A 211-nucleotide genomic window follows, 5' to 3' on the forward strand; every position below is an offset into this window, starting at 1 on the left:
ACTCTTGCGGGAGGAGGTACGGGCGGGGCCGGTGATCCGGGTGGACGAGACGACACTTCAGGTGCTGCAGGAGCCGGGGCGATCGGCCCAGACGAAGTCGTACATATGGGTGTTCCTGGGAGGGCCCTCTGGCCGACCGGCGGTGGAGTACCACTACGCACCGACGCGAGGGGGACAGGTGGCGCGGGACTACCTCGAAGGGTACCGGGGG

Annotated in this window: 1 protein-coding gene; it reads left to right on the plus strand. The window is 68.7% G+C overall.

Annotated elements, in window-relative coordinates; translation table 11 throughout:
• Positions 1-211: IS66 family transposase (locus ACYQ8L_RS18860; protein ID WP_459943344.1), on the plus strand; the 211-nt coding region annotated here is incomplete at both ends.

It is taken from the genome of Deferrisoma palaeochoriense (assembly GCF_054656955.1).